The following is a 4,992-nucleotide window of genomic DNA, read 5'->3' as shown; positions in this document are numbered from 1 at the left end:
GGGGGGGCGGGGAGTTCACAAGTTTTGTGATCAGCACCAATCCCTGTGGGAGCGGGCTTGCTCGCGAAGGCCGCGACTCGGTCTATAGCCGATTAATTAGCCCTTGAGCTTCGCCCAAATCCGGTCCTGCAGTTCCCGCGCCTTGTTGCTGCACTCTTTCTCGGGGCGCAGGCGCGAGGCGAATTCGTCGGGCATGTTGATGGCGTCCATCACGCGCCACTTGGCATCGATCAGCTTGTCGCTCTGGATTCCGTTGGCGTAGGCGATAGCGTTGGACACCGCGGCGGCGTTTTCCGGCTTCATCATCCAATCGATGAAGACCTTGGCGTTTTCGGGGTGCGGCGCGCTTTTCGGCACGGCGAAGTTGTCCTGGAACATCGCCAGGCCTTCCTTCGGATACACGTACTTGATGGTGTTCTTCTGCAAGGTCGCCCGCGCCGTGGAACCGTTCCAGTTCTGCATCATGATCACCTCGCCCGAGGCCATGCGATCGACCGTGTTGTCCGAGCTGTACATCTTCAGGAAGGGTTTCTGTTTTTGCAGCAGCTCAAGGATGCGCTTGGCGTCCTGCGGGTTTTCCGTGCACTCGTCGACATCCAGGTAATGGCTGGCGGCATTGATCACGCTGCTGGAAGTATCGAGCGCGGCGAGCTGACCTTGCAGTTCCTTGCGCGGTTCGAAGAATTCTTTCCACGAGTCGTCCAGCTTGCCGCCAGGCACCCGGGCGCTGTCATAGGAAAAGCCGGTGGTGCCCCACAGGTACGGCGCCGAGAACTTGCGGCCCGGGTCGAAAGCCGGGTCGCGGAACGCAGGCTTCACGTACTGGAAGTTGGGCAGGGTCGGCGTGTCGATTTCCAGCAGCAGGTTCTGGTTGATCAGGGTGCGCATGATCGACTGCGACGGCACGATCACGTCATAGGCCGCACCACCGGCCTGCAGCTTGGCCAGCAGGGTCTCGTTGCTGTCGTAGCCGTCCATGGTGACCTTGATCCCGGTCTCCTTTTCGAACTTGGCCAGCAGGTCGACCGGGTAGTAGTCGGTCCAGTTGTAGAAGAACAGCTCCTTGGGCTCGGCGGCCTGGGCGCTGAACGCGGTGAAGCAGCTCAAGGCCAGACTGGCAACGGCGAAACGTGCAGCGGCGAAACGGGGGCTTTTCACTTTTTTGCTCATCAAACAAGTCTCCGGGCTCATTGTTGTTTGCCGCGCTGTCCCAGCCAGAAGGCCAGCACTACCAGCACGATGGAAATCACCAGCATCAGGGTCGAGATCGCGTTGATCTCCGGCGTCACGCCAGCCTTGATGGCCGAGAAGATGTACACCGGCAGGGTCGTGGAACCGGGACCGGCGACGAAGAAGGTCATGATGAAATCGTCGAGGCTGACCACGAACGCCAGCACTGACCCGGACAGCACTGCCGGCCACAGCAGCGGCAGCGTCACCCGGCGAAACACCTGCCAGGGGTTGGCGTACAGATCGTTCGCCGCTTCCAGAAGGCTCTTGTCCAGATCGTTGAGCCGCGCGCGGATCGGCAGGTAGGCGAACGGAATGCAGAAGCCGATGTGGGCAACGATCACCGTCAGCAGACCCAGCTTGATTCCCAGCGCCATGAACAGCAGCAGGGTGGCCACCGCCGTGACGATCTCCGGCAGGATCAGCGGCAGGTTGATCCCGCCTTCGACCATCTTCTGCCCGTAGAACGGCCGGTAGGTCGCCAGTGCCGCGAGCAGCGCAATGGCGGTGGCGCAGACCGTGGCGATGCTGGCGACAATGATCGAGTTCAGCGCCGCCGTCTGGATCGACGGGTTTGCCAGGATCCGCCCGTACCAGGCGAACGAGAACTCGGTCCACACCGTCGCCGAGCGGTTGGCGTTGAAGCTGTAGGCGATCAGCACGAAGATCGGCAGGTACAGATAGGCCAGGATCAGCAGGCTGACTTCCCGGGTCATCGGCAGTTTTTTCAGGTGCAGGGCGATCATGCGGTGGCTCCCCGACGAAGAGTTTTGGCGGCGCTGCGGCTATAGAGCGCGTAGAGCACCAGGGACAGCAGCAGAATCCCCAGCAACAGGAACGACAGCGAACTGCCCAGCGGCCAGTTGCGCGCGGTGCCGAATTGCTGCTGGATCAGGTTGCCGATCATCAGGGTCTTGCCACCGCCGAGAATCGCCGGGGTGATGAACGCGCCCAGGCTCGGCACGAACACCAGCAGAGAGCCTGCGATCACCCCCGGCATCGACAGCGGCAGGATGATCCGCCGCAGGGCGTGCCAGCGGTTGGCGCCCAGGTCGTAGGCGGCTTCCACCAGACGCCAGTCGAGTTTTTCCAGGGTCGAGTAGATCGGCAAAATCATGAACGGCAGGAAGCTGTAGACCAGCCCGACGCTGACCGCGAAGTCGTTGTAGAGCAGGGTGATGCCACCGGCGGACGGGAACAGCGCGTTGAGGCTCTGGGCGACCCAGCCATGCTCGCGCAGGATGATCAGCCAGGCGTAGTTGCGGATGAGCAGGTTGGTCCAGAACGGAATGGTGATCAGCAGCACCATAAGGTTGCGCCGGCGTGGGGTCAGGCTCGACATCCACAATGCGACCGGGAAGCCGAACAGGAAACACAGCACCGTGGTGCCGCCGGCCTGGAACACGGAACGCAGCAACGCCTGGGCGTAGACCCAGTTCAGTTCCAGTTCACCGTCGAAACCTTCCTGGAAAAACAACTGCACGTAGCTTTGCAATTGCCAGTTGGCCTGCCAGTCGACGCCGCCGTAAACGTTGCGCGGCAGCAGGCTGATGTAGCCCATGATGCCCAGCGGAATGGCGATCAGGGCCAGCAGGGTCAGAACCACCGGGCTGAGCAACAGCGCCCGGTTGAGGGCGGGGGAAGTGCTGCTGACGCTCATCTCAGGCCTCCATCAGCAGGCAGGCGTGGGGCGGCAGGTTGACTGCCACGCGATCGCCGACGCCGCGATTGCGGTTCAGACCTTCGTTGTTTTCCCGCAGCATGACCTTGATGTCGTTGTTCAGACGGCACTGATAGAGGGTCGCGGTGCCGACGTACAACACGGCCTCGATCACCCCCCGCAAGTGATGCGGCTGGGTCGGGTCCACCAGTTGCGAACGCTCCGGGCGGAAAGCCAGTTGCACCTTGCCGTCGATGCCCTGGGGCGGGCAGGGGATTTCCACCGGCATGCCGCTGGGCACGAACAGGTTTTCGTTGTGCTCGCCACGTTTGAGGTGACCGGGCAGGAAGTTGATATCGCCGATGAACTGGGCGACGAACTGATGCTGCGGCCGCTCGTAAATCTCGTTGGGAGTGCCGATCTGCAGGATCTTGCCGGCGGACATCACGGCAATGCGATCGGACAGGGTCAGGGCTTCTTCCTGATCGTGGGTGACGAAAATGAAGGTGATCCCAGCCTCCTTCTGCACGCGCTTGAGTTCGACCTGCATTTCCTTGCGCAGCTTGAGGTCCAGTGCCGATAGCGGTTCATCGAGCAACAGCACTTTCGGTTTCGGCGCCAGGGCCCGTGCCAGAGCCACCCGTTGCTGTTGGCCACCGGACAGTTCAGCCGGTTTGCGCCTGGCCAGGTGCTGCATTTGCACCAGTGCCAGCATTTCGTCGACGCGCTGGGGGATCAGCTTGCGTTCAAGACCCTGCATCTCGAGGCCGAAGGCGATATTCTGCGCAACACTCATATGTGGAAACAGTGCGTAGCTCTGAAACACCGTATTGACCCGACGCTTGAACGGCGGCAGATCGTTGACCGGCTCGCCCGCCAGGCGGATTTCGCCGTCGCTGACGTGCTCGAAGCCGGCGATGGTGCGCAACAGGGTGGTCTTGCCGCAGCCGGAGGGGCCGAGCAGGGTGAAAAACTCGTTGTCGGCAATGTTCACCGAGACGTTATCCAGGGCTGGCGCCAAGCCTGGATCGTCGGAATACCGTTTGGAGACGTTACGCACTTCAATTGCAACTGGATGACCCATAATGGTGCATTCCTCTAATTATTGTATGCAAAATCTGGATGCAATTTAGAAATACCCGGATTAACCTGCTCATGCAACCCCCTTTTTCATGGCTGTACTGGCGCCAAGGGGGCGATTGCATAGCGCTGAAGGAGTCATCGAATGAGCGAGAAGAAACTGGAAACCACGGTCGACCGCGTCTACCAAGGGGTTTACGAGGCCATCAGCAAGCGCTCGTTGCGGCCCGGAATGAAGTTGGGGGAGGCGTCTTTGGCCGAACTATTCAATGTCAGCCGCACGTCGGTTCGCGCCGCGCTCAAGCAATTGGAGGCCGATGGTCTGGTGACGACCGAGCCCAATAAAGGTGCATCGGTGTCATTGCCCAGCGATGAGGAGATCCGTTCGCTGTTCGAAACCCGGCGTCTGGTGGAGATCGGCATCGTCAGCGAACTGTGCCGCCGCCGGGATACTGCGGTGACCCAGGACCTGCGTGATCATTTATTGCTGGAGGATGAGGCGCACCGGAGTGGGGATCATGAGCGGTTGATTCATTTGCTTGGCGAGTTCCACATCAAGCTGGCTCGTAGCTTGAATAATCCGGTGCTGCTGGATTGGTTTCAGAAGCTGATTTCCCGGGCCTCGCTGTATGCGGCGGCGCTGGATGACGACAGTCATGAGGCGTGTCGTGACAATGAGCATTTGCGGTTGATCGAGTACATCGAGGCGGGGAATCAGAGTGCGGCGATTGAGTTGACCTGCATGCATTTGAATGGGATCGAGAAGGCGATTCTTGATGTGGCTGCTACTTTGAAGTCCGGGTATAACCCGCTCAAACATCTGATTGAGGTTTGACCGGGGGATTTGGGTTTTCTCCTGTGAGAGCCTGCTCGCGATGCTTTTGGGTACATATCCATTTTTGCGGTCACGGCCGCTATTGGTTCCGCCCTTACGGCGGGTCACTTTGAAGAGCGCAAAGTAACCAAACGCTTTTATCCCCTGACGTACGGCCCTTCGCTTAGGCTCAGGGTTCCCTCGCTCC

General features: G+C 60.3%; 5 protein-coding genes. 1 reads left to right on the top strand and 4 read right to left on the bottom strand.

What is annotated here, in order from left to right; all coding sequences use genetic code 11:
* Positions 1–96: 96 nt before the first annotated feature.
* Genes ACW9JE_RS28480 through ACW9JE_RS28465 form a run of 4 tightly spaced genes read right to left on the bottom strand, consistent with a single transcriptional unit; the run spans position 97 to position 3,974 of the window.
* On the bottom strand, positions 97–1,170 hold the full coding sequence (locus tag ACW9JE_RS28480) for an extracellular solute-binding protein (protein ID WP_457434654.1): 1,074 nt from the start codon (positions 1,168–1,170) through the stop codon (positions 97–99).
* A gap of 17 nt (positions 1,171–1,187) precedes the next feature.
* Entirely contained in the window at positions 1,188–1,976 is a 789-nt protein-coding gene (locus ACW9JE_RS28475; RefSeq protein WP_059405972.1) for an ABC transporter permease, read from the bottom strand.
* Positions 1,973–2,890, bottom strand: a complete 918-nt coding sequence (locus ACW9JE_RS28470) for an ABC transporter permease (RefSeq protein ID WP_224538718.1) — start codon at positions 2,888–2,890, stop codon at positions 1,973–1,975. The genes ACW9JE_RS28475 and ACW9JE_RS28470 overlap by 4 nt, the downstream gene beginning before the upstream one ends.
* A 1-nt stretch (position 2,891) precedes the next feature.
* Positions 2,892–3,974 (bottom strand): ABC transporter ATP-binding protein, encoded by a 1,083-nt coding sequence (locus ACW9JE_RS28465; RefSeq protein WP_457434653.1) that lies wholly within the window; start codon positions 3,972–3,974, stop codon positions 2,892–2,894.
* A gap of 141 nt (positions 3,975–4,115) precedes the next feature.
* On the opposite strand from ACW9JE_RS28465, the gene ACW9JE_RS28460 reads away from it, so the two are divergent.
* Complete coding sequence (locus tag ACW9JE_RS28460; RefSeq protein WP_175378467.1) at positions 4,116–4,805, top strand: GntR family transcriptional regulator; 690 nt, start codon at positions 4,116–4,118, stop codon at positions 4,803–4,805.
* Positions 4,806–4,992: the final 187 nt, after the last annotated feature.

Source organism: Pseudomonas sp. SDO55104_S430, from assembly GCF_054070595.1.
The sequence above is the reverse complement of the archived record's forward strand: the minus strand, read 5'-3'. Positions and strand labels throughout refer to the sequence as shown.

Coding starts and splice junctions, on each gene's coding strand:
- ACW9JE_RS28475 (WP_059405972.1), bottom strand. CDS start 1,976: ATGATCGCCCTGCACCTGAAAAAACTGCCGATGACCCGGGAAGTCAGC.
- ACW9JE_RS28460 (WP_175378467.1), top strand. CDS start 4,116: ATGAGCGAGAAGAAACTGGAAACCACGGTCGACCGCGTCTACCAAGGG.
- ACW9JE_RS28465 (WP_457434653.1), bottom strand. CDS start 3,974: ATGGGTCATCCAGTTGCAATTGAAGTGCGTAACGTCTCCAAACGGTAT.
- ACW9JE_RS28480 (WP_457434654.1), bottom strand. CDS start 1,170: ATGAGCAAAAAAGTGAAAAGCCCCCGTTTCGCCGCTGCACGTTTCGCC.
- ACW9JE_RS28470 (WP_224538718.1), bottom strand. CDS start 2,890: ATGAGCGTCAGCAGCACTTCCCCCGCCCTCAACCGGGCGCTGTTGCTC.